Origin of the sequence: Stenotrophomonas sp. 24(2023), from assembly GCF_030913365.1 — a bacterium.
Taxonomy (GTDB): domain Bacteria; phylum Pseudomonadota; class Gammaproteobacteria; order Xanthomonadales; family Xanthomonadaceae; genus Stenotrophomonas.
Window position 1 is genome coordinate 2987524 of record NZ_CP133160.1, and the last position, 22760, is coordinate 3010283.

Here is a 22760-nt window from a genome sequence, read left to right on the forward strand (position 1 = left end):
TCTCCAGGAAACCCGATGACCCGACCCTTGCTGATCGCGGCCTGCCTGCTGGCTGCAGCGCCGGCGCTGGCGCTGGCGCAGACCGCCGATCCTGCGCGTGATCCGGCCCGCACCGAAGTGTGGAAACCCGTGCCTGCGGTGGTGGCCACGCCCGCCGGCGCCGCACCGTCCGATGCGATCGTGCTGTTCGATGGCAAGGATGTGTCCGCCTGGGAAGCGGAGCAGGGCGGCCGCGTGCCCTGGACGGTGGCCAAGGGGGCGTTGACCGTGGTGCCGGGCAGCAAGGGCATCCGCACCCGGCAACGCTTCTGCGATATCCAGCTGCACGTCGAGTGGCGCACACCCACGGAAACGCGCGGCTTCGATGGCCAGCACCGCGGCAACAGCGGCATCTTCCTGCAGGAGCTGTACGAGCTGCAGGTGCTCGACAGCTACAACAACCCGACCTATGCCAACGGCCAGGCCGGCTCGATTTACAAGCAGGCCATGCCGCTGGTGAATGCTTCACGTGCGCCGGGCCAGTGGCAGGTGTACGACATCATCTGGAAGGCGCCGCGCTTCTCGCCGGGCGGCGGGCTCGCTTCGCCTGCCCGCATCACGGTGCTGCACAACGGGGTGCTGGTGCAGGATGACACGGTGCTGGCCGGCAAGACCGAATACATCGGCGCGCCTTCCTACGCGCCGCATGCCTGTGCGCCGCTCTACCTGCAGGAGCACGATTCGAAGGTCAGTTACCGCAACATCTGGGTGCGCGAGCTGTAACAGCGTGCCGCCGGAACCTGCGCCGGCGGCAGCGGCCTACTTCGCCAGGTAGCTGGCGATATCGTCGATCTCCTGCGGGGACAGCTGGGAGAAGGGCGGCATCAACCCGCCGCCCTTGCGGATCTTTTCCTTGATCTGTGCAGGTTGCAGGCGCTTGCCGATATCGGTGAGCGCCGGGAACGCGCCGGGGACACCGGCGCGGTTGGCGCCGTGGCAGGCGGTGCAGTTGGCTGCATACAGCTGCGCACCGGCCGCAGGGTCCTCCTTGGACCACGCCGTGGATGCATGCGTCGCCGTGCCAAGCAGCACGGCCATTCCCAGGATCGTCTTCATGCCGGGCTCCTTCGCGTGTCAGTGCTGCGCGCCGGCGGGCGCGCTGACGGTCAGGTGGTCACGCAGGTAGTCCGCCCCGGTCTGGATGACCTTGGCCGGATCGCGCGGCTGGTCATGTTCGATGATGTACCACTTCACCCCGGCACGGGCGGCGGCGGGCAGGATCGCATTCCAGTCCAGCACGCCCTGGCCGACGGCGGCGAATCCGCCTTCGTCGACGGCCTGGCCCTTGGGCGCGTTGTCCTTGGCGTGTACGGCGAACAGGTGGCCCTTGAACTTCCCCAGCATCACCGCCGGGTCGTGGCCGGCGCGTGCCACCCAGGCCAGGTCCAGCTCGGTGCGCAGGTCGGGGCCGGCGGCGGCGAACAGCAACTCCAGGCCGGTTCTGCCATCGAAGTCGACCAGCTCGAAATCGTGATTGTGGTAGGCCAGCTGCAGGCCCTTGGCCCGCACGCGCGCCGCCAGCGTGCCCAGTTCCTTGCCCAGCGCGGTCCAGCCGGCGGCATCGGTCGGCCGGTCCGGCTTGTCCAGGTAGGGCACCACCAGCACGGTGTTGCCGATGGCGCGGTTGAAGGCGACCACGCCGTCGAGATCGCGGCGCAGTTCGGCCAGCTGCACGTGGGACGAGATCGCCTTGATCGCATAGCGGTCGAGCAGCTGCTTGAGTTCGGTGGCGCTGACGTTCTGCGTGCCGACCGTTTCCACCGCGCCGATGCCGGCGTCGTGGACGATCTTCAGCTGCTGGTCCAGCGGGCCGGCGTTGCGCAGCGTGTACATCTGCACGGCGATCGGTTTGCGCGGGGCGGCGGCCTCATGGGCGAAGGCCGGCAGGGCAGACAGAAGCAGCAGTGCGAGGGTGGCGGTCCTGCGTGCAGCGGTGTTCATCAGAAAGTTCTCCCGGAATTCATTCGATGGGGGCCCAGGCACGCGACCTGGCCGATGCGATGACACGATCGACGATCAGCGCCGAGCGCACGCCGTCTTCAACGGTGGGCAGGCCCTGCGGCTGCTCGCCGTCGATGGCGCGATAGGTGTCGGCGACAAACGCCTCGAAACATTGGCCGTAGCCCTGGGCATGCCCGGCCGGCAGGACCGACAGCCGACGCTGCTCGGCACTGCCGGCCCCCGGACCCCGCACGAAGATCTCCTCGCGCTGGTCGGGCAGGCCGATCCACAGCCGCTCGGCGTCCTCCTGGTTGAAGGCCACGCTGGCCCGCGCGCCGTCGATCTCGAACCAGAGGCGGTTGTGGCGCCCGGCCGACACCTGGCTGACCGTCAACGAGGCCAGTGTGCCCGCGCCGGTCCTGAACATCGCGGTGGCCACGTCCTCGCTGGCAACCGCCTGCATCGCCCCGCCGGCTGCCGGTGTGGCGAAGCTCTGCCCGGCTGTGGCGCCGCGCTCGGCGATGACCGTGGCGAAGGCCGCGCTGACCTCGGTGAAGCGTTCGCCGCTGACCCATTCCACCAGGTCGCACCAGTGCGAACCGATGTCGGCGAACACGCGCGAGGTGCCGCCCAGCGCAGGATCAACGCGCCAGTTGTTGCTGGCCGGGTCCAGCAGCCAGTCTTGCAGGTAGCTGCCGTGGATCAGGTGCAGCGGCCCCAGTTCACCCTGGGCGATGCGCGCGCGTGCCTCGCGCACCACCGGGTGGTAGCGGTAGACGAAGGGCACCGTGGCGACCCGCCCGTTGGCGGCAGCCAGTGCCGCCAGGGCCCGGGCGTCTTCGAGCGTCGTGGCCAGCGGCTTCTCGCAGATCACGTGCTTGCCCGCTTCCAGCGCCGCCTGCGCCATGGCGCGGTGCAGATGGTTGGGGGTGCAGACATGCACGACCTGCACCTGCGGATCAGCGACGGCCTCCTCGATGTCCCGGTAGGCGCGCGGGACATTCCACGCACGAGCCACCGCATCTGCGCGCTGCGGGGAAGAGCCGGCAATCCCGCGGATCCGGGCACCGGCCAGCAGGGCCGCGCGATGATGCACGGCGCCGATCATGCCGGTGCCGACGATGGCGATTCCCAGCGTGCGCATCAGCGGCGTGCCCCGGCAGGGGAGGGCGCGGCTGCCGTGGCTGGCCGGTCGCGGAACAGCAGCAGGAAGGCGATCAGCACGACCAGCGCGACGCCGGCCGGGAACAGCCAGATCTGCCGCCAGTCCGGCCCGGCGGCGGTGGTGTAGTGCTCGACCACCGCGCCGGACAGGAACGTGCCGATCAACATGCCCACGCCGTAGGTGGCCAGGGTGATGAAGCCCTGCGCGCTGCTGCGCACGGCGGGGCCGGCGTGCGCATCGGTGTAGATCTGGCCGGTGACGAAGAAGAAGTCATAGCAGATGCCGTGCAGCACGATGCCGAGCACCAGCAGCGAGAAGCCGCTGCCCGCATCGCCAAAGGCGAACAGGGCATAGCGCACCACCCAGGCGGCCATGCCCACCGCCAGCATCGTCTTGACCCCCAGCCGCACGAACAGGAACGGCATGGCCAGCATCAGCAGCACTTCGGAGACCTGGCCCAGCGACTGCAGGCCGGCCGCGCCGTGTACGCCCAGATCGTTGAGATACGGGTTGGTGAAGTTGTAGTAGAACGCCAGCGGGATGCAGATGGCGATGGAGGCCAGGAAGAACACCAGGTACGAGCGCGACTTCAGCAGCCGCAGCGAATCCAGGCCCAGGATCTGCCCCAGCCCGGCGTCGCGCTGCTGTGCCAGCGGCGGCGTGTGCGGCAGGGTGAAGGCGTACAGGCCCAGGGCCAGCGAAGCCAGCGCGGCCATCCGGAACGTCAGTTCAAGACGGTGCGCCTGTTCCCAGCCGAGCCAGCCGATCAGCACGCCGGCCACGATCCAGCCGATGCTGCCGGCCACCCGCACCAGCGGGAACTGCTTCTCGGGCGACTGCATGTGCCGCATCGCCACGCTGTTGGCCAGCGCCAGGGTCGGCATGAACAGCAGCATGTAGCCCATGACGCAGGCGGAGAACACGCTGAAGCTGGTCGCCGTGGAGGCCAGCCACATCAGCACCGCGCCGGCCAGGTGCAGCACCGCCAGGATGCGCTGCGCGGCGAAGTAGCGATCGGCGACCAGGCCGACCAGGAAGGGCGCGACGATCGCGCCGATGGACTGGCTGAGGAAGGCCGTCGCCACCTGGCTCGCGCTGGCCTGCAACGGGCCTTGCACCAGGTACGTGCCGAGGGTCACGAACCATGCCCCCCAGATGAAGAACTGCAGAAACATCATCGCGCCCAAGCGCGACATGGCGTGCGTCATGGCTTGCCCTCCCGGGGCGGTAACGGCTCAGAGTCCCAGCATGCGGTGCAGTGATTGCGGATCGGTGCCGCTGTCGGCGAAATCGTCGAAGGCGCGTCCGGTCACGCGGATGAGGTGGTCGCGGATGAAGGCGGCGCCCTCCCGTGCGCCGTCCTCGGGGTGTTTCAGGCAGCATTCCCATTCGAGCACGGCCCAGCCCGGGAACTCGTACTGTGCGAACTTCGAGAAGATCGCCTTGAAGTCGATCTGGCCATCCCCGAGCGAGCGGAACCGCCCCGGGCGATCGATCCAGTCCTCGTAGCCGCCATATACGCCACTGCGCGCGCTGGCGCGGTATTCCGCGTCCTTGACGTGGAAGATGCCGATGCGCGGGTGGTAGCGGTCGATGAAGCCCAGGTAGTCGATGTGCTGCAGCAGCAGGTGGCTGGGGTCGTAGAGGATCTTCGCGCGCCGGTGGTGGTCCACCACGTCCAGGAAGCGCTCGAAGGTCGCGCCGTCGTGCAGGTCCTCGCCCGGGTGGATCTCGAAGCACAGGTCCACGCCGCAGGCATCGAAGGCATCGAGGATCGGGCGCCAGCGGCGGCCCAGTTCGGCGAAGGCCGCCTCCACCAGCCCGGGCGGGCGTTGTGGCCAGGGGTAGAAGTAGGGCCAGGCCAGTGCGCCGGAGAACGTGGCATGCGCGGTCAGCCCCAGGCGCTGGCTGGCTTTGGCGGCCAGCAGCAGCTGCTCCACGGCCCAGGCCTGGCGGGCGGCCGGGTCGCCGCGCTTGTCGGCCGGTGCGAATCCGTCGAACAGGCTGTCGTACGCCGGGTGGACCGCGACCAGCTGGCCCTGCAGGTGGGTGGACAGCTCGGTGATCTGCAGGCCATGCCCGGCCAGCATGCCGGCGATGTCATCGCAGTACGCCTGGCTGCGCGCCGCCTCGGCCAGATCGAACAGGTGGGGCGCGCTGGTCGGCACTTGTAGGCCAGAATAGCCCAGGCCCGCGGCCCATCCAGCCAGCGTGTCCAGCCGATCAAAGGGAGGTGTGTCGCCGATGAACTGCGCCAGGAACAGCGCTGGACCCTTGAGTGTCTTCAAGCGGATTCGCCCCGATGCAATCGATTGCATTATCCTACACGGGCTTTCCGCAGGACCTGTTGTGCAGTGCACAGCGGCATGAAGAACTGAAGCCATGGCCACCATCTACGACATCGCAAAGCACGTCGGCGTCTCCGCCGGCACCGTCTCGCGGGCGCTTTCCCGGCCGGAGAAAGTCCTGCCGGCCACCCGCGCGCGCATCGAGCAGGCCGCCGCCGCGCTGGGTTATGTGCCCAACACGATCGCCCGGACGCTCAAGACCCAGCGCAGCGGCAAGATCCTGGTTACCGTGCCGGACATCGCCAACCCGTTCTTCGCCCAGATCCTGCAGGGCGCCGAAGAAGCGGCGCAGGCCGTTGGCTATGCGGTGCTGCTGGGCGATACCCAGCATCGCCCCGACCGTGAGGAGCGGTATGCGCAGATGCTCCGGCGCAACGAGGCCGATGGCCTGATCGTGCTGGGGCATCGGCTGCCGCCGACCGCGCGGGAGATCGTCCAGCAACAGGGGGCCGCCGCGCCGGTGGTCAATGGCTGCGAGTTCGACCCCGCGCTGGGCATTCCCAGCGTCCACATCGACAACGCGGCGGCCGCACGCGCGGTGATGGAGCACCTGTATGGGCTGGGGCACGAGCGGATCGCCGTGATCGGCGGCCCGCCGGACAATCCCCTGCACACCCAGCGGCTGGAAGGGGTGCGCGCGGCCGGCAAGGCTCGTGGCCGCCTGCGCCAGCTCAGCGTCGCGCCGGGCGATTTTTCCGTGGAATCCGGCCATGCGGCCGCCCTCGCGCTGCTGGCCGACACGCCGGTACCGACCGCGATCTTCTGCTTCAGCGACCAGATGGCGCTGGGCGCCCTGGCCGCCTGCCGGGACCGGGGCATCCGCGTGCCGGAGGACCTGTCCATCGTCGGCTTCGACGATCTGGCCTCGTCGCAGTACCTCACGCCCCCGCTGACCACCGTCCGGCAGCCCATGCGCGAGATCGGCGCCCGCGCGGTCAACCTGCTGCTGGCGATCATCGAGAGCGTGGACGTGCCGCTCCAGCAGACGCTGGATTTCAGCCTGATGCTGCGCGGCTCGACGGGGGCGCCGGGCGGCGGGTAAGGGAGGGAACCGGAAGCGCCCCGCCTGCGGGGCATCTCCCGTTCCGGGGGGCAGCGAACGGCCGTGTCCGCTTGCCCGGCCCATCCGGCGCCGCAGGGATGACGAAACGCGCGGGGTGGCCGAAGATGCGCCATCTCCCTTCGCTTTCCATTGACGTGTCGATGTCAGACTTGCCCCCAGCTTTCGACCCGGCGCGAGGGTGGAACGTGCGATTGCCCAGCGGGGGATGCCATGCCCTTCTTCACTGATTCGACCGAAACGGCCGGCGAAGGGAGGGGCGCGGCACGGCGCATCGGCTGGATGCGGTTCGTGGGCAACGGGCTGGGCACGCTGCCCATTGCGTCGATCATCCTGGAGCGCCACGACGGGCTGCTGCCCTGGGTGCTGTTGCTGCTCAACGCGGTGGTGTGGCCGGCGATCGCGCTGGTGCTGATCCACCGGTCGCGCGAACCGGCTGCCGCGCAGTTCCGCTGCATGGTGCTTGATTCCGGTTTTGGTGGCGCATGGATCGCCTTCATGGCGCTCAGTACCGTGCCCAGCGCGCTGTTCGCCGCACTGCTGGTGGCCGACAAGATCGCCGCCGGCGGCGTGCGCCTGGCCCTGCGTGCGACCCTGGCGCTGGTGCTGGGTTTTGCGGTGGCCTGGCTGGCGCTGGGGTTCCCGTACCAGCCGATGACCTCGCAGCGCACGATCCTGCTCAGCCTGCCGTTCCTGTTCGTCTACGGCATCGGCCTGAGCCTGTTGAGCTGGCGGCTGGCGCGCCGGGTGAAATCGCAGAACCGCCAGCTGCAGCGGCTGAGCCGGATGGACCCGCTGGTGGAACTGGCCAACCGCGGCTACCTGATCCGGCGCGCCCAGCAGGTCCTGGACCAGGCCCACCAGCAGGGTGGGGTCGCCTGCCTGCTGATGCTTGATGTCGATGACTTCAAGCAGATCAACGATGCCCATGGCCACCGCGCCGGCGATGAAGTGCTGCGCCATGTGGCCAGCACCCTGCGTGCGTTCGTGCGGCCCGGGGACATCCCGGCAAGGCTGGGCGGGGATGAATTCGTGGTGTTGCTGGGGGCCTGTAGTGCCGCCGATGCCATGCGGGTGGCCGGTGACATCCGGCAGTGGCTGCATGTGGCCCGTTCGCAGGGCGCGGTGGTGGTCGGTTACAGCGTCAGCATCGGCATTGCCGCCACGCCGCAGCACGGCACGGTGGAAGACTGGCTGGCGATGGCCGACAAGGCGCTGTACCACGCCAAGCGGCAGGGCAAGGATACGGCCAGCTGCGCGGAGTGAGGGGGCCGGACACCTGGGCCGATCAGGGCTTTGGTGCGTGGCAGGAATCCCCGGCACTCAAGCGGGGGGAGACATCCCTGAACCGTGCGGTGCGACCGCTATGCGCCCGCACCGGCGCGTCACGCCGTTCCACTACCATGGGCCACCCCGCCAGGAAGCGCCCCATGTCCCTTGCCCTGTCCGCCCCGTCCCGGCCCCCCAACGCCCGCATCGCGGCCTGGCTGCTGATGCTGCTGGGCATGTGGCTGGCGTTGAAGCTGGGCCTGGTGGTGACCCTGCTGTCGGGCCTGCTGGTGTTCCACCTCACCCACCTGCTGGCGTCCACCGTGGAAGGCCGGCTGCCGCCGGGGCGGGCGCGGGCGATCTCGGTCATCGTGCTGTCGGCGCTGATCATCGGTGGGCTGGCGCTGGCCGGCATCGGCATCGCCGCGTTCTTCCGCAACGAAACCGGCGGCCCCGACGCGCTGCTGATGCGCCTGATGGACATCCTCAACACCTCCCGGCACCAGGTGCCGGCCGTGCTGCAGCCGTACATTCCCGAAGACCTGCAGGCCCTGCGTGCGGCGTTGAACGAATGGGCCGCCACCCATCGCCAGCAGCTGGGCATCGCCGGCACCTCGGTGGTGCAGGTCAGCGTGCGCGTGCTGATCGGCATGGTGCTGGGCGCGATGATCGCCCTGTATGACGAGCTGCCGCAGCCCAGCCTGGGGCCGCTGGCGCAGGAACTGGTCGGGCGCACCACGCGCCTGGCCACCGCGTTCCGCCAGGTGGTGTTCGCGCAGGTGAAGATTTCCCTGCTCAACACGGTGTTCACCGGCATCTTCCTGCTGGGTGTGCTGCCGCTGTTCGGCGTGCACCTGCCGCTGTCCAAGACGCTGGTGCTGATCACCTTCCTGGCCGGCCTGCTGCCGGTGGTGGGCAATGTGATCTCCAACACCATCATCACCATCGTCGCGCTGTCGGTGTCGTTCTACGTGGCGGTGGCCGCGCTGCTGTACCTGGTGGTGATCCACAAGCTGGAATACTTCCTCAACGCGCGCATCGTGGGCGGGGAAATCCAGGCGCGTGCCTGGGAGCTGCTGCTGGCCATGCTGGTGATGGAAGCGGCCTTCGGCCTGCCCGGGCTGGTCGCCGCACCGGTGTTCTACGCCTACATCAAGCGCGAACTGCTGGACCAGCGCTGGATCTGATCGCCGCTCCACCGGGCTGATCGCCGCACGGGGCCGGGCAGCCCGTGCGACATTGCAACGACATGCCCTGCCGATCATCGCCACTCGATCCGAACGAGTGGCCGCTTGCGTATGCCAGGTGGCCGTCCTGCCGCCCTGCCTGGCCTGACCGCGATGCCTGCTGCTTCCCACAAAAATCTCCTGCTTGCCGGTGGCGTGCTCGCTGCCCTGGTGCTGCTGGTACTCGTCGCTGCGGCGCTGTGGCCGTCCAGTGGCGTGGCCAAGGCCGCGCCGGCCGCAGTGCTCACCGTGACCCTCACCCCGGCCCGCATGATGGACGTGCCCTTGCAGGTGCCTGCGACCGGCAATGTCAGTGCCTGGCAGGAAGCCAGCATCGGTGCCGAATCCAATGGCCTGAAGCTGGTGGATGTGCGCGTGAACGTGGGCGACACCGTGCGCAAGGGACAAGTGCTGGCCGTGTTCGAGGCCGCCATGGTGAGTGCCGAGCTGGCCGAAGCCACCGCCAGCGTCGCGCTGGCCCGGGCCCAGGCGGCCGATGCCCGGCGCAACCAGCGCCGCGCACAGGAACTGGATGGCTCCGGCGCGATGTCGCCGCAGGTCGTCGGCCAGTACGTGGCCGAAGGGCAGGTCGCGCAGGCGCGCCTGGAGGCTGCCCAGGCCGTTGAACAGCGCCAGCGCCTGCGCCTGTCACAGGTCCGCGTGGTGGCGCCCGGCGATGGGGTGATCAGTGCGCGAGCGGCGACGGTGGGGGCCGTGGTGCCGGCCGGCCAGGAGCTGTTCCGGCTGATCCGCGACGGCCGGCTGGAATGGCGTGCCGTGGTGGCCACCGATGACCTGGATCGCCTGCAGCCGGGCCAGCCGGCGCGGTTGTCCCTGCCGGGGCAGTCCAGGATCGGTGCCACGGTACGCATGGTGTCGCCGGTGGTGGATGCCACCTCCCACACCGGGCTGGTCTATGTCGATCTTCCCGCCGACAGTGCGCTGCGGGCCGGGGCCTTCGCCACCGGGGACATCGAGGTGGGGCGTACCCGCGTGCTGACTGTGCCGCAGGAGGCCGTGCTGCTGCGCGACGGTTTCCACTACGTCATGCAGGTCGGGCCGGCGGCAACGGTGGTGGAGCGGAAGATCACGGCCGGGCAGCGCATTGGTGACCGCGTGGTGGTGGACGGCCTGCGCGAAGGGGAGGCGGTGATCGCCAGCGGGCTGGGTTTCCTCGGCAGTGGTGACACCGTGCATGTGCGCCCGGATCGCACGCCCGCCGCCCGCACCCGCGTGCCGATCACGCCCCCGGCCGCCGCGCAGGGGAACAGCCCGTGAACCTCAATGTCTCGGCGTGGTCCATCCGCAACCCGGTGGCGATCAGCCTGCTGTTCGTCCTGCTCACCGTCGCCGGCGTGGCCGGGTTCCGGGCGATGAAGGTGCAGAACTTCCCCGACATGGATTTTCCGGTCATCACGGTCAATGCCGAGCTGCCCGGTGCGTCGCCTGCACAGCTGGAAAACGATGTGGCACGCCGCATCGAAGACGCCATCGCCAACGTACAGGGCATCAAGCACATCACCAGCACGCTGGCCGACGGCACGGCCACGGTAACGGCCGAATTCCACATCGAAAAGCCGGTGCAGGAGGCCATGGACGGCGTGCGCGACGCGGTGGCCGCCATCCGTGCGGACCTGCCGGCGGATCTGCTTGACCCGACCATCCGCAAGCAGGAAGTGGCCAGCATGCCGGTGGTTACCTATGCGGTGTCGTCCTCATCGCTGGATGCGGCGGACCTGTCCTGGTTCGTCGATGGTGCGTTGAGCCGGCAACTGCTGGGCCTGCCCGGCGTGGGCGCGGTGAGCCGGGTGGGGGGCGTGGACCGGGAAATCCGCGTCGCGCTGGACCCGGCACGGCTGCAGGCGCTGAACATCACCGCCGTGGATGTGTCGCGCCGGCTGCGCGTGCAGCAGCAGGAAGCCGCGGGTGGGCGTGCGGACCTGGGCGGGCAGGAACATTCGGTACGTACGCTGGCCACCGTGCAGACCGCCGGCGATGTCGCCCAGCTGCACCTGTCGCTCGGCGATGGCCGGCGGCTGCGGCTGGACCAGGTTGCCGCGGTATCCGACACGCATGCCGAGCCCCGGTCGATGGCGCTGCTCGATGGCCGGCCCGTGGTGGCGTTCGATGTACTGCGTTCGCGTGGCGCGGGCGAGCTGGACGTGGCCGATGGCGTGCGCCAGGCGGTGGCGGCGCTGCGTGCGGCCCACCCGGGCGTGGACATCATCGAAGCCGTCAACCATGTCGATCCAATCGCCGACAACTATCGCGGCTCGATGATGCTGCTGCTGGAAGGGGCAGTGCTGGCCGTGATCGTGGTGCTGTGCTTCCTGCGCGACTGGCGCGCGACGGTGATCGCGGCCGTGGCGCTGCCGCTGTCGGCCGTGCCTACCTTCGCGGTGATGCACCTGATGGGGTTCAGCCTGAACACGGTGTCGCTGTTGTCGTTGTCGCTGGTGATCGGCGTGCTGGTGGACGACGCCATCGTGGAGATCGAGAACATCGAACGCCACCTGCTGATGGGCAAGCCCCCCCTGCAGGCGGCCACCGAGGCGACCAATGAGATCGGCCTGGCGGTGATCGCCACCACCTTCACCCTCATCGCCGTGTTCCTGCCGACATCGCTGATGGGCGGTGTGGTGGGCCAGTACTTCGTGCAGTTCGGCTGGACGGCAGCCGTGGCGGTGTTCTTCTCGCTGGTGGTGGCGCGCATGCTGACCCCCACCATGGCGGCCTACCTGCTGCGGATGCCCACGCATGTGGCACGCACGCCACGCTGGTTGCGCCTGTACCTGCGGCTGGCCCGGTGGTGCCTGCAGCACCGGCGGGCGACATTGGCAAGCGCGGCGGTGCTGGTGGTGCTTGGGCTGGCGGTAGCGGCGCGGCTGCCGGGCGAGTTCATGCCGGCCGATGATGGCGACACCAGTTCGATCACCGTGACCTTGCCGCCGGGCAGCACGCTTGCGCAGACACGGGCGCTGGCCGAGCAGGCGCGTGCCGTGCTGCAGCAGCACCCGGCCGTGCGTTCGGTGTACACCGCCATCGGCACGGCTGTTGCCGGTGATGACGGCGATGACGATGGCGGTACCCGCGCCAGCGTGACCACGGCAACGCTGACCGCCAACCTGCGGCCGCGCGGGGAACGGGCGGAGGTGCGGCGGCAGCAGATCGAGGCGCAGTTCCGGCAGGCGCTGGCGGTCGTGGCCGGTGCCCGCATCAAGGTGGGGGCCGGCGGTGGCGGCGAAAGCTATGCGATCGTGCTCGCGGCGGAGGACGCAACGGCGCTGGCGCGGCATGCGCGCCGGCTGGAACAGGAACTGCGCACGATTCCCGGCATCGGCGCGGTGGTGTCCTCGGCCAGCCTGGTACGGCCGGAACTGGTGGTGCGCCCGGACATGGCGCGTGCCGCCGACCTGGGGGTGACCGCCGAAGCCATTGCCGATGCATTGCGCACGGCCACGGTGGGCGACTACCGGCAGGACCTGGCCAAGCTCAATGTCAGTGAACGGCAGATTCCGGTGGTGGTGCGGCTGCAGGACCAGGGGCGCGACGACCTGCAGATGCTGCGCCGGCTGCCGGTGGCCGGTGCGCGCGGCTTCGTGCCGCTGGGCAGCGTGGCCGACCTGGACCTGCTGGCGGGGCCGGCCGAACTGACCCGCTATGACCGCAGGCGCAATGTCACGCTACAGGTCGAACTCAACGGCTTGCCGCTGGGCGAGGTGGAAAAGGCCGCCGCCGCCCTGCCGGCGCTGCAGCATGTCCCGCCGGGCATCAGCGTGGGAGCCACCGGCGATGCCGAAGCCATGGGCGAACTGGCCAGCGGTTTTGCGATGGCGATGCTGGCCGGCGTGCTGTGCATCTATGCGGTACTGGTGCTGCTGCTGAAGGATTTCATGCAGCCGCTCACCGTGCTGATCGCCCTGGTGCTGTCCATGCCCGGTGCCTTCCTGGCGCTGTGGATCACCGGTGCATCGCTGTCCATGCCCTCGATGATCGGCCTGATCATGCTGATGGGCATCACCACCAAGAACGCGATCCTGCTGGTGGATTACATCGTGATGGCACGGCGCGAGCAGGGCATGGGGCGCCGCCGCGCCATCCTGGATGCCTGCCGCAAACGCGCACGGCCGATCGTGATGACCACCCTGGCGATGGGGGCGGGCATGCTGCCGGTCGCCCTCGGGCTGGGGGCCGATGCCAGTTTCCGCGCCCCCATGGCCATCGTGGTCATCGGCGGCCTGCTGACCTCGACCGTGCTGTGCCTGCTGGTGATCCCGGTGGCATACAGCCAGGCCGACGATCTGGTGCGCTGGCTGCGCACGCGCTGGAAACCGGACGCCACCGCGCCGGCCGGCGCTTCCCCCGCCCTGGACCCCTGATGCCTGCGTGCCGGCAGCCCGCCGGCGCAGCGTCGTCCCCAACCGCTGCCCCTGCGGGCAGCACCGAGACCGACCCATGACCTACAGTGCCGCCCTCGTGGCCCTCCTGCTGCTGTACTGCGCCGCGTGTCTGGCCTATGTCTACCGCTGGCGCGGGCGCCAGCGCTACGGCAGCCTGCGCCAGTACCTGCGCAAGAGCTGGCCGGTGTTCGCACCGTTGAACTGCCTGCTGTACATGACCACCCGGCGCAGCGCCCGTGCCCCGGTCATCGATGCCGGCTACCTGCATGGCGTCTGCCTGCTGCGCGCCAACTGGCAGTTGATCCGGCGCGAAGGGCTGGCACTGCTGGCCAACGGTGATCTGGATGCCACCTGCCACGAAGGCTCGCAGGGCTTCCACGACCTGGGCTTCCGCACGTTCTACAAGCGGGGCTGGCGCAAGTACTACCTCACCTGGTACGGCACCACGCACCGCTCGGCCCAGCGGACCTGCCCGGAAACCCTGCGCCTGCTGGCACGGGTTCCCGGCGTGCGCGGGGCGATGTTCTCGCTGCTGCCCCCCGGTGCGGAACTGACCCTGCATTCGGACCCGCTGGCCGGTTCGCTGCGCTACCACCTGGGGCTGGCCACGCCCAACGACGCGCGCTGCTTCATCAACATCGATGGCCAGGCCGTGGCCTGGCGCGATGGCAAGGACTTCGTTTTCGACGAGACCTACCCGCACCATGCCCGCAACGATACCCAGGCCATGCGCCTGATCCTGATGTGCGACGTGGTCCGCCCGATGAACCTGCTGGGGCGGTTGGCCAACGGCGGGTTCACCCTGCTGGCCAGGGCGATGCGGGTGCCCAACACCGGCGAGGATACGCGCGGCGTGCTGACCTGGCTGTTTGCGGTGCTCTCGCCCTGGCGACAGGCCGGCCTGGGCCTGAAACGGCGCCACCGCAAGCTGTATGTTCTGCTGAAGCTGCTGCTCAACGGCAGCCTGCTGCTGTCGTTGCTGCTGGGTCTGTACGCCATGCTAGAGTGGTTCGCAGCGCTGGGCACCGTGCTTGAGCAGGTGGCCGCGCCGTGATCCGGGCCATCGCCCGCCGCTCTACCGTGGAGGCACGGGCACCATGAGCAAGGAACCGTTGTCGATCCTGATCATCGAGGACAACGCCCAGCTGGCGGCGAACCTGTACGACTACCTGGAAGCCTGCGGCCACGTACTCGACGCAGCCCCTGATGGCGTGTCCGGCCTGCACCTGGCCGCCGCGCGCCACTACGATGTGATCGTGCTGGACTGGAACCTGCCGCGGATGGACGGGTTGACGGTACTGCGCCGCCTGCGTGGCGAGGCGAAGAAGAAAGTGCCGGTCATCATGCTCACCGCGCGCGATCAGCTGGCCGACAAGATCGACGGCTTCGAGGCCGGGCTGGATGACTACCTGGTCAAGCCGGTGGCGCTGCCGGAAATCGAGGTCCGGCTGCGTTCGCTGGTGGCCCGCCTGCGCCAGTCGGCCGCCCCGGAGGATGCGCTGGTGGTGGGCGACCTGCGCTTTGACATGGCCACCGCTGAAATCCAGCGGGGGGGCCGCCGCATCGTGCTTACGCGCACCGGCCGCCGGCTGCTGGAGGTCCTGATGCGCGAAAGCCCGCAGCTGGTGACGCGTGCGCGCCTTGAGCAGGTGGCCTGGGGCGAGAACCCCCCGGGTACTGACCTGCTGCGGTCCCACATGTATGTGCTGCGGCGGGCCATCGAGCAGGGTGGGGAGCCCACCCTGCTGCACACGGTGCCCGGGTCCGGTTACCGGCTGTTCGACAATGCCGGCGCCTGAGGCCCCATCGCGGCGCGCACGCAGCGTGCATGGCTGGGTCAGTGCGGCGCTGGTGGGGTTCGGGCTGCTGATGGTGCTGGCATTCACCGTGCAGGGGTTCCGCAGCCAGTACCTGATCGAGCACCGCTACTGGGTGCACCTGCTGCAGGCGGTATCGGCCGACCATGCCCAGCGCGTGCGCAGCGGCGGGGCCGCCACGCTGCCGCACACCGGGCTGGTGCGCTCCTGGTACCTGCCGCGCGGGACGGTACCGGCCAACCTGCCGGCATACCTGGCCACGTTGCCACCAGGCCGGTATTCCACCGAAGACGGCTATGGCGAATTCCAGCGCCGGGAGGCGTTCGATGGGGCGCCGCCGTTCCATGCGCTGGTGGTGGACCTGCCCGGCGGGCGGCTGGTCACGCAGCTGGACATCGCCGAACTGGAAGACCAGCAGAACCGCGATTCGCTGCGCAGCGCCGGCTGGGTGTTCCTGCTGGGGCTGCTGATCGTGTCGGTGATCGTCTGGCTGCATGCCAACCTGGCGCGCCCGGTGCGCGACCTGGCCCGGCGCATGCAGGCCATCGAGCCCGGGAACCCGACAGCGCGCCTGCCCACGGATTACCGCCGTGAGGAGATCCAGATCATCGCCCAGGCCAGTAATGCCCACCTGGAACGGGTGGCGCAGTTCATGGAACGCGAGCGCAGCCTGCTGGACCAGGCCAGCCACGAGTTCCGCACGCCGATCGCGGTGATCGCCGGTGCCCTGGACCTGCTGCGCCAGCAGCAGCTGCCCGGTTCGGCGCAGCCGGCCCTGGGCCGCATCGAGCATGCCGTGTCGGACCTGTCCGAAACCATGGTCGCCCTGCTTTACCTGGCACGCGAGCCGCTGCCGGATGATGCACCGGCGGAGGTGGTCGAGCTGCACACCCTGCTGCCCAAGGTGCTGGACGACCACCAGCACCTGCTGCGCAGCGTCGCCACGCAGCTGGTGCTGGGCACGCTTGAACCCACCTATATCGCCGCCCCGGAGGCGATGGTGCGCATCGCGGTCAGCAACCTGATCCGCAACGCGGTGGAAAACACGCCGGCCGGGGCCATCGAAGTGGCCCTGCGGCAGGGCGTGGTATGCGTGTCCGATTCGGGCAGCGGCTTTGACCCGGTCGAAGCCGCCCGGCGCTACCGCGACAGCCTGCGGCAGCTGGCGCCGACGCGTGGGCAGGGCCTGGGCCTGTACCTGATCGGACGCATCTGCGAGCGCTTCGGCTGGCGGCTGCGCATCGACCCGCGCACCACCGGTGGCACGGTGGCGCAGCTGGATGTCACCGCCAGCATCATTCCGCTCTAGCATCGGTACAGGCGGAGTTCACCCCGTCCGGGGCAGCAGCGACATTGTGCCGACATGGCCTCTTCATCCTGCGGCGGACGTCCGGTACCGGGCCCGCGCAGCGCGGCGCAGGTGGCGGACGCACCATTCCACCGCCCCCGAGAGGTCCCACGTGAAGATCAAGCTGCTCTGGCCCGCACTGCTGTGCGGGCTGTCGTTCAATGCCCTTGCCCAGGCCGGCCCCGCCGACGGCGACGAGGGCGGCCCCGGTGGCCCGCCGCGCTGGAGCCTGGGGCTGGGTGCCATCGCCAAGGATGGTGCCTATGCCGGCGAAGGTTCGCAGGTGATGCCGATCCCCCTGGTGAACTACAACGGCGACCGTTTCTTCTTCCGCGGCATCACCGCAGGCTGGAAGCTGGTGGGCAATGAGGCGTTCGAGCTGAACGCGCTGGGCAAGCTCCGCTTTGATGGCTTCAGCGTTGATGACCTGGGGCGCAGCGAACTGGCGCGCAACGGCATCGACCGCACCCTGCTTGAAGACCGTGACAAGGCACTGGACCTGGGTATCGGAGCGAAGTGGACCGGCCGTGCCGGTGAACTGGAACTGGAACTGCTTGCCGACGTGACCGACAAGAGTGGCGGGCAGGAAGCCACGCTGCAGTACGGCTATCCCTTCCAGCTGGGCATCGGCTCCATCACGCCGATGGCCGGTGTCACCTGGCAGTCCAAGGACATGGCCAACTACTACTACGGCACGCTGGATTCGGAGGTCGCCCGCGGGGTGGTGGACTACAAGCCTGGCGCAGTGACCCTGCCGTTCGTGGGGGTGCAGTACTTCCGGCCGATCGGCGAAAAGTGGTCGGTGATGGCGTTCGCCAAGTACAGCCGCCTGCCCAGCGCGCTGCAGGACAGCCCGCTGGTGGAAGCGGACAAGAAGAACAGCGCGACGATCTTCGTTGGCTTCTCGCGCGGCTTCTAAGCCCTGTCACGCCGGCCGGTGGTCTGCTGGCCGGCCTTCCTGGAAAGGTATCGCGTGTTGGATTCTTCTGCTTTCCCGATGGCATGTGGATGCCGGGCCGCTGCCATGGCCCTGCTGGCATGGGGGGCCTCGGCGTGCTCGATGGCACCGCTGTACGAGCGCCCGGCCGCGCCCATCGCCACGCACTGGAGCGATGGCACGCCGGTTGCGCCGGCGCCCCAGCAGGCACCGGTGGTGCCACTGCACTGGCGAGGCTTTGTCACCGACCCGGGGCTGGCCCACTGCGTTGCGCAGGCGCTGGCGAACAACCGCAGCCTGCGCCAGACCGTGCTGGACGTGGAGGCGGCGCGGGCGCAGTACCGCATCGAGCGTGCCACGCGCGTGCCGCAGGTGCAGCTGGATGCCACCGGCAGCCGCCAGCGCACGCCCGGGCAACCCGGGGTGCAGGCGTCCTATGAGGCCGGGGTGGGGCTGGCGGCGTTCGAGCTGGACCTGTTCGGCCGCGTGCGCAGCCTGTCCGATGCTGCCCGGCACGATTACCTGGCCAGCCGTGAGGTGGCCGACAGCGCCCGCGTGAGCCTGGTGGCCGACGTCATCAGCGCCTACCTGCAGCGCGATGGCGCGCAGCACCGCTACCTGCTGGGCGTGCAGGTACTGGAGGCGCGCGATGCGAGCCTGCGGCTGGTGGCGCAGCGGCGCAGTGCCGGCCTGGCCAGCGAACTGGACTACCTGGATGCGTTGGGCCTGCAGCAGCAGGGGCAGGCCGACCTGGAGCGCATCGACCGGGAGTTCCGCCAGGCCAGCAATGCGCTGGCCCTGCTGATGGGAACGGCCGATGCACAGGCACAGCTGCCGGCGCTGCCCAGCACCGAAGCCCTGCTGGTGCAGGACATCCGCCCGGGGCTGCCGTCGAGCCTGCTGGAGCAGCGGCCGGACATCCGCGCCGCGGAGCAGCGCCTGCAGGCACGCAACGCCAGCATCGGTGCCGCACGCGCCGCGTTCTTCCCCCGCATCGCGCTGACCGCCGCTGCCGGTACCCGCAGCAGTGAACTGTCCGGCCTGTTCGGCAGTGGCAGCCGGACCTGGGCATTTTCACCGCAGATCACGTTGCCGTTGTTCGATGCCGGCACGAACCGGGCGAACCTGGACCTGGCGTGGGTGCGCCGTGACACCGCCGTGGCCGCCTACGAGCAGGCGGTACAGGGGGCGTTCCGCGATGTGTCCGATGCGCTGGCCGCTGGCGATACGTTGCGGCGGGAGGAGCAGGCCAGCGCCGAAGCGGCACGGGCCGGTACCGAAGCGCTGCGGCTGGCATCGCTGCGCTACCGCAGTGGCATCGATGATGGCCTGCGCTACCTGGATGCGCAGCGTACCGACTACAGCAACCGGATGGCGCTGGCCCAGGTACGCACCGAACGCCAGCTTGCACTGGTGGCGCTGTTCCGCAGCCTGGGCGGTGGCTGGGAGGCGTCGGCTCCCTGATGCGGGCATCGGCCGGATCCGGGCAGCCCGTCTTGTTCGCGTGCGCCCGGCAGCGGCATCATCACCGCGATGCCCGGCACCTTCGCCGGGCCCGGCCTGGGAGGGCGCATACGTGGCGACGGCGGATGACAACGGGGTGGATGTGATGCGACGGGTGACCGTGGGCGGCCTGGCGGCGGGCGGCGTGCTGCTGGCCACCGGCGTGCAGGCCGCGGCCAAGGCCGATGCCTGGCACGGCGGGACGTGGCTCAACGAACCGAAGCAGCACCGCGTGCTCGACGGTGGCGTGCTGGAGGTGGTGACCGATGAAGGCACCGATTTCTGGCGCGAAACCCATTACGGCTTCACCCGCGACAGCGGGCACTTCCTCGGCATCGAGGCACCGGCGGCGTTCACCTGCCAGCTGCGCATCCGCAGCCGCTTCGAGAAGCTCTATGACCAGGCCGGGGTGATGGTGCGGGTGAACGAGCGGCAATGGGTCAAGGCGGGTATCGAACTCAGCGATGGCCGCGCCATGCTCAGCAGCGTGCTGACCGATGGCCGCTCGGACTGGGCCACCGGCCCCTATGAAGCCGATGCGTCCGATTTCTGGATGCGTGCCACGGTGCAGTCCGGCGTGCTGCGCCTGCAGGTCTCGGCCGATGGCCGGCACTGGCCGCTGGTGCGCCTGTGCCCGTTCCCGGTGGCATCGCGCTACCAGGTGGGGCCGATGACCTGCACGCCCGAGCGCAAGGGGCTGCAGGTGCGGTTCTCCGACTGGATGCTGGGCCCGCCGCTGGGCAAGGACCTGCACGACCTGAGCTGAAGCACGCGGGCCGAAGCACGCTCAGGCCGAGGGCGGCGGCAGGGTATCGGCCGCTGCCGCTGCCACCAGGTAGTCGATGAAGGCGCGTACCTTCAGTGCCAGGTGCCGGCCGGGCGTATAGGCGATATGCACGTTGCCGGTGTAAGGCTCGCCGATGCGCCACTGCGGCAGCACGGTCTGCACCTGCCCGGCGTGCAGCGTGGCGCGCGCGGTGAAATCCGGCACCAGGCCGATGCCACCGCCGGCCTCGACCATGGCCAGGATGGCAGCGCTGTTGTTCACCTGCACGCCATCGGCCAGAGCCACCTCTGCGGTCTGTTCGCCCTGGTGCAGCTGCAGCTGGCGGCCGAACCGGCCATAGCCCAGGTAGATGCAGCGGTGCGCGGCCAGGTCTTCCGGCTGCGCGGGCGTGCCGTGGGCGGCCAGGTAGGCCGGGCTGGCCACCAGCACATAGGCCAGCGGGCACAGCACCCGCGAGGCCAGGCCCGGTGCCAGCGCCGGGGCGATGCGCAGGGTCACGTCCACGCCTTCGTCGATCAGGTCCACCATGCGGTCGGCCAGGGTCAGCTGCAGGCGTACCTCCGGGTGCGCGTCGAGGAAGCCGGGCAGGCGCGGGGCCAGCCAGGTCTGGCCGAACACGATGGGCGCGCAGACCCGCAGCAGCCCCGCCGGGCGCGCGCTGAAACGATCGGCGATGGCGTGCACTTCGCGGGCCTGGCTCAACAGCGCCTGGCAGGCGGTGTAGACCTGCTGGCCGATCTCGGTCAGCACATGGCTGCGGGTACTGCGCAGCAGCAGGCGTTCGCCCAGGTGGGCTTCCAGCCGCGATACATGGCGGCTGACCGAGGGCACGGCCATGCCCAGCTTGCGTGCCGCTGCCGAGAAGCCACCGCTGTCCACCACCTGGGCGAACACGGCCATCTCTTCCAGCATCGCGATGTCCGTCGGCTTTGTTGCGCTCACGACAAAAGGCCTTTACCGGCATGCCGGATTGTGGGCGGAAGGGGGGCGTCCAGATACTGGCCACTCTCTCTCACAGCAGGTCTAGGGTATGTGGCGTGATGCATGGCGGACAAGCGCGGCAGGTGTGCTGCAGCCGGTACGCGAGGAACTGCCGGCGCTGGGCGCGCACGAGGTGCGCGTGCAGGTGACGGCGGTCAGCCTGAACTTCCGCGACCGCGTGGTGGTCAACGGCGGCTGGGGCCGTGAACCGCTGATCGGGCGGGTGCCGTTCACCGATGCGGTGGGCGTGGTGACCGAGGTCGGCGCGGCGGTCACCCGCTTCCAGCCGGGCGCGCGGGTGTGCACCACGGTGCTGCCGCGCTGGCTGGACGGGCCGTTGACCGAAGCCGGCTGGGAGGCCTCGCCAGGTTCGCGCCGGCGTGACGGGGTGATGGCCAGCCACCTGCAGTGGCACGAGGACGAACTGGTGCTGGCACCGCCGCACCTGGACGACCATGAGGCTTCCACCCTGACCATCGCCGCGCTGACCGCCTGGCATGCCGTGGTGGAACTGGGGGCGTTGAAGGCCGGCGATACCGTGCTGGTGCAGACCACCGGCGGTGTGGCCACCTTCGCGATACGGTTTGCTGCCGCGCTGGGGGCGAAGGTCATCGTGGTATCGCGCAGCGCGGAAAAGCTGGCACTGGCGCGCCTGCAGGGCGCCACCGCGACCCTCGACAGTACCGTCACCCCGGAGTGGCAGGACGAGGTGCGTCGGTTGACCGAGGGCCGTGGTGCGCAGCTGGTGCTGGACATGGGCCTGGACGACGGCCTGCGCCGGGCCATCGCCGCCACCGCGGTGGAAGGCACCATCGCCATCATCGGCGTGGTGCAGGTGCTGACCGCGCCGCTGGACATCTTCCCGGTGATGAACGGCAACCTGCGCCTGCGCGGCGTGGAAACCGGCTCGCGCGCGATGTTCGAGCGGATGACGCAGTTCATGGTGGCGCGCAACCTGCACCCGGTGATCGAGCGCGTTTACCCGGCGAGCGAATGGGCCGATGCCCTGCGCGCGCTGGAACAGGCGCCGTTCGGCAAGATCGTGCTGGATCTGGGTACGTCGGCGGCCAGCAGCTGAGCCTGCGCGCGCAAGGCCGGTAGCACGCATTTCATCCGCGCAGACCGGGGTTCATCGTGCACGGGCGGCACTGGGTCGCACGCCGGGTGATCGCCCGGCGGCCCGTTGCTGCGGTCGCGCCTTAAGGTGCCGGGCCTCAGCGCCAGTGCCGGATGCGCGCGTTGTCGAACAGGCGTTCGCCTGCACCGTTGATGGCCACGTCCAGCAGGCACGCGGCCAGCACATCGCAGTCCACGCTGAAGGTATCGGTGAACAGGTCCACCGGGCGGAACAGCCAGCCGAACACGCGGGCGACGGTAGGCACGGTGTGTTCCGGGCGGGTGGGGCGGATCAGCGCCGGGCGGAAGTGATAGGTATCGGCCAGCACGCCCGCCAGAGCGCGCTCGGTGCGGCCCTTGATGCGGCCATAGAGAATGCGCACCTTCTCGTCCGGGTCGGCGCGTGAACCGCTGAGGAAACAGAAGCGCGCCTGCGGGGCGTGCTGGCGCAGGGCGTGCGCGGCGGCCAGGGTGTAATCGTGGGTGATGCGGATGTAGTTGGCCTCATCCACGGCCGTCTGCGAGACGCCCAGGCACCAGATGCAGGCATCGACCTGCAGCAGCTGCGGGTCGACGCTGCTGTAATCGAGAAAATCCTGCAGCACCAGCTGCTGCAGCTTGGGGTGCTGCAGCGCCACGGCGCGCCGGGTCAGCACGACCACGGTATCCACGCGCGGGTCGGCCAGGGCCTGGCGCAGCACTTCACCTCCGACGAATCCAGTGGCACCGGTCAGCAGCAGTCGCATGGAAATCTCCGGGTCAGGCAAGGGTTGGGGAATATGTATACAATCGTAGACAATATCGTATCGAACCGCCAGAGGTG

General features: G+C 69.4%; 20 protein-coding genes. 13 read left to right on the forward strand and 7 right to left on the reverse strand.

The window, feature by feature from the left end:
- Positions 1–15: 15 nt before the first annotated feature.
- Positions 16–762 (forward strand): DUF1080 domain-containing protein, encoded by a 747-nt coding sequence (locus Q9R17_RS13455; RefSeq protein WP_308155110.1) that lies wholly within the window; start codon positions 16–18, stop codon positions 760–762.
- 36 nt (positions 763–798) lie between these two features.
- Here the strand turns inward: Q9R17_RS13455 and Q9R17_RS13460 are convergent, their stop codons facing one another.
- Genes Q9R17_RS13460 through Q9R17_RS13480 form a run of 5 tightly spaced genes read right to left on the reverse strand, consistent with a single transcriptional unit; the run spans position 799 to position 5433 of the window.
- A complete protein-coding gene (locus Q9R17_RS13460) occupies positions 799–1095 on the reverse strand; it encodes a cytochrome c (protein ID WP_308155111.1) in 297 nt (98 codons plus the stop codon).
- Between the two features lie 18 nt (positions 1096–1113).
- Positions 1114–1980: a sugar phosphate isomerase/epimerase gene (locus Q9R17_RS13465; protein ID WP_308155112.1), complete on the reverse strand. Its 867-nt coding sequence runs from the start codon at positions 1978–1980 to the stop codon at positions 1114–1116.
- A gap of 19 nt (positions 1981–1999) precedes the next feature.
- Positions 2000–3124, reverse strand: coding sequence for a Gfo/Idh/MocA family oxidoreductase (locus Q9R17_RS13470; protein ID WP_308155113.1), 1125 nt, complete (start codon positions 3122–3124; stop codon positions 2000–2002).
- Positions 3124–4353 (reverse strand): nucleoside permease, encoded by a 1230-nt coding sequence (locus Q9R17_RS13475; protein WP_308155114.1) that lies wholly within the window; start codon positions 4351–4353, stop codon positions 3124–3126. The genes Q9R17_RS13470 and Q9R17_RS13475 overlap by 1 nt, the downstream gene beginning before the upstream one ends.
- A gap of 27 nt (positions 4354–4380) precedes the next feature.
- Positions 4381–5433 carry a sugar phosphate isomerase/epimerase family protein gene (locus tag Q9R17_RS13480; protein ID WP_308155115.1) on the reverse strand — a complete coding sequence of 351 codons (1053 nt, stop codon included), beginning with the start codon at positions 5431–5433 and terminating at the stop codon, positions 4381–4383.
- Positions 5434–5527: 94 nt separating this feature from the next.
- Here Q9R17_RS13480 and Q9R17_RS13485 point away from each other — a divergent pair, with 94 nt between their 5' ends.
- The 11 genes from Q9R17_RS13485 to Q9R17_RS13535 all read left to right on the forward strand — a co-directional run bounded on the left by Q9R17_RS13485 (position 5528) and on the right by Q9R17_RS13535 (position 19819).
- The gene (locus Q9R17_RS13485) at positions 5528–6535 is read left to right on the forward strand and encodes a LacI family DNA-binding transcriptional regulator (RefSeq protein ID WP_308155116.1); all 1008 of its coding nucleotides are present in this window, start codon (positions 5528–5530) and stop codon (positions 6533–6535) included.
- 231 nt (positions 6536–6766) lie between these two features.
- Positions 6767–7819 carry a sensor domain-containing diguanylate cyclase gene (locus Q9R17_RS13490; RefSeq protein WP_308155117.1) on the forward strand — a complete coding sequence of 351 codons (1053 nt, stop codon included), beginning with the start codon at positions 6767–6769 and terminating at the stop codon, positions 7817–7819.
- A gap of 164 nt (positions 7820–7983) precedes the next feature.
- Positions 7984–9009 (forward strand): AI-2E family transporter, encoded by a 1026-nt coding sequence (locus tag Q9R17_RS13495; protein WP_308155118.1) that lies wholly within the window; start codon positions 7984–7986, stop codon positions 9007–9009.
- A 153-nt stretch (positions 9010–9162) separates the two neighbouring features.
- The gene (locus Q9R17_RS13500) at positions 9163–10326 is read left to right on the forward strand and encodes an efflux RND transporter periplasmic adaptor subunit (RefSeq protein WP_308155119.1); all 1164 of its coding nucleotides are present in this window, start codon (positions 9163–9165) and stop codon (positions 10324–10326) included.
- Positions 10323–13427, forward strand: coding sequence for an efflux RND transporter permease subunit (locus Q9R17_RS13505; protein ID WP_308155120.1), 3105 nt, complete (start codon positions 10323–10325; stop codon positions 13425–13427). The genes Q9R17_RS13500 and Q9R17_RS13505 overlap by 4 nt, the downstream gene beginning before the upstream one ends.
- 76 nt (positions 13428–13503) lie before the next feature.
- Positions 13504–14502, forward strand: coding sequence for an aspartyl/asparaginyl beta-hydroxylase domain-containing protein (locus Q9R17_RS13510; RefSeq protein WP_308155121.1), 999 nt, complete (start codon positions 13504–13506; stop codon positions 14500–14502).
- Positions 14503–14560: 58 nt separating this feature from the next.
- Positions 14561–15247: a response regulator transcription factor gene (locus Q9R17_RS13515; RefSeq protein WP_308158344.1), complete on the forward strand. Its 687-nt coding sequence runs from the start codon at positions 14561–14563 to the stop codon at positions 15245–15247.
- Positions 15234–16574 (forward strand): HAMP domain-containing sensor histidine kinase, encoded by a 1341-nt coding sequence (locus tag Q9R17_RS13520; RefSeq protein ID WP_308155122.1) that lies wholly within the window; start codon positions 15234–15236, stop codon positions 16572–16574. Before Q9R17_RS13515 ends, Q9R17_RS13520 begins: the two co-directional genes overlap by 14 nt.
- A 151-nt stretch (positions 16575–16725) precedes the next feature.
- A complete protein-coding gene (locus tag Q9R17_RS13525) occupies positions 16726–17532 on the forward strand; it encodes a MipA/OmpV family protein (RefSeq protein ID WP_308155123.1) in 807 nt (268 codons plus the stop codon).
- 105 nt (positions 17533–17637) lie between these two features.
- Positions 17638–19014, forward strand: a complete 1377-nt coding sequence (locus Q9R17_RS13530; RefSeq protein WP_308155124.1) for an efflux transporter outer membrane subunit — start codon at positions 17638–17640, stop codon at positions 19012–19014.
- A 112-nt stretch (positions 19015–19126) separates the two neighbouring features.
- The gene (locus tag Q9R17_RS13535) at positions 19127–19819 is read left to right on the forward strand and encodes a DUF1349 domain-containing protein (protein ID WP_308155125.1); all 693 of its coding nucleotides are present in this window, start codon (positions 19127–19129) and stop codon (positions 19817–19819) included.
- A gap of 21 nt (positions 19820–19840) precedes the next feature.
- Here Q9R17_RS13535 and Q9R17_RS13540 read toward each other — a convergent pair whose 3' ends face one another.
- A complete protein-coding gene (locus tag Q9R17_RS13540; RefSeq protein ID WP_308155126.1) occupies positions 19841–20782 on the reverse strand; it encodes a LysR family transcriptional regulator in 942 nt (313 codons plus the stop codon).
- Between the two features lie 88 nt (positions 20783–20870).
- Between Q9R17_RS13540 and Q9R17_RS13545 the strand changes: the two genes are divergently transcribed.
- On the forward strand, positions 20871–21899 hold the full coding sequence (locus Q9R17_RS13545) for an NAD(P)-dependent alcohol dehydrogenase (RefSeq protein ID WP_308155127.1): 1029 nt from the start codon (positions 20871–20873) through the stop codon (positions 21897–21899).
- Between the two features lie 136 nt (positions 21900–22035).
- On the opposite strand, the gene Q9R17_RS13550 is transcribed toward Q9R17_RS13545, so the two are convergent.
- Positions 22036–22683, reverse strand: coding sequence for an NAD-dependent epimerase/dehydratase family protein (locus Q9R17_RS13550; RefSeq protein WP_308155128.1), 648 nt, complete (start codon positions 22681–22683; stop codon positions 22036–22038).
- Positions 22684–22760: the final 77 nt, after the last annotated feature.